The following is a 1479-nucleotide window of genomic DNA, read 5'->3' on the forward strand; positions in this document are numbered from 1 at the left end:
ACTTTCACACGGACTACCAACGCCGTGCTCACCTAGCCTACTCCGTCCCTCCTTCGCAATATATAGAAGTACAGAAATATTAATCTGTTTCCCATCGACTACACCTTTCGGTCTCGCCTTAGGGGCCGACTTACCCTGCCCTGATTAACATGGGACAGGAAACCTTGGTCTTTCGGCGGGGGAGTTTTTCACTCCCCTTATCGTTACTCATGTCAGCATTCGCACTTGTGATACCTCCAGCAAACTTCTCAATTCACCTTCAACGGCTTACACAACGCTCCCCTACCACTCATAGTAAACTATGAATCCGCAGCTTCGGTGACTAGTTTAGCCCCGTTACATCTTCCGCGCAGACCGACTCGACTAGTGAGCTATTACGCTTTCTTTAAAGGATGGCTGCTTCTAAGCCAACCTCCTAGCTGTCTATGCCTTTCCACATCGTTTCCCACTTAACTAGTACTTTGGGACCTTAGCTGGCGGTCTGGGTTGTTTCCCTCTTCACAACGGACGTTAGCACCCGCAGTGTGTCTCCCGCATATCACTCATTGGTATTCGGAGTTTGCAAAGGGTTGGTAAGTCGGGATGACCCCCTAGCCTTAACAGTGCTCTACCCCCAATGGTGTTCGTGCGAGGCTCTACCTAAATAGATTTCGGGGAGAACCAGCTATCTCCCGGCTTGATTAGCCTTTCACTCCGACCCACAAGTCATCACCGCATTTTTCAACATACGTGTGTTCGGTCCTCCAGTTGATGTTACTCAACCTTCAACCTGCCCATGGGTAGATCGCCGGGTTTCGGGTCTATACCCTGCAACTAAACGCGCAGTTAACACTCGCTTTCGCTACGGCTCCCCTAATCGGTTAACCTTGCTACAGAATATAAGTCGCTGACCCATTATACAAAAGGTACGCAGTCACTAGACTAAATCTAGCTCCCACTGCTTGTACGTATGCGGTTTCAGGTTCTATTTCACTCCCCTCACAGGGGTTCTTTTCGCCTTTCCCTCACGGTACTGGTTCACTATCGGTCAGTTAGTAGTATTTAGCCTTGGAGGATGGTCCCCCCATATTCAGACAAAGTTTCACGTGCTCCGTCCTACTCGATTTCACTTAAAGGTGGCTTTTGTGTACGGGACTATCACCCTGTATCGTTGTCCTTTCCAGAACATTCCACTAGCGCCCAATAAGCTTAAGGGCTGATTCGCGTTCGCTCGCCGCTACTAACGAAATCTCGGTTGATTTCTTTTCCTCGGGGTACTTAGATGTTTCAGTTCTCCCGGTTTGCCTCATTAACCTATGTATTCAGTTAATGATACCTAGCTTATGCTAAGTGGGTTTCCCCATTCGGAAATCGAAGACTATAATGGTTTTTATCACCTTATCTTCGCTTATCGCAGATTAACACGTCCTTCATCGCCTCTAACTGCCAAGGCATCCACCACATACGCTTAGTCACTTAACCATACAACCCTAAGTAGTC

At 48.2% G+C, this 1479-nt stretch carries 1 rRNA gene (cut by a window edge); it reads right to left on the reverse strand.

The annotated features are described in order from the left end of the window. A 23S ribosomal RNA gene (locus ABD005_RS17960) occupies nucleotides 1-1461 on the reverse strand (it extends 1464 nt beyond the left edge of the window). Between the last annotated feature and the right edge of the window lie 18 nt (nucleotides 1462-1479).

The sequence above is a fragment of the Colwellia asteriadis genome (genome assembly GCF_039523295.1).
GTDB classification, from domain to species: domain Bacteria; phylum Pseudomonadota; class Gammaproteobacteria; order Enterobacterales; family Alteromonadaceae; genus Colwellia; species Colwellia asteriadis.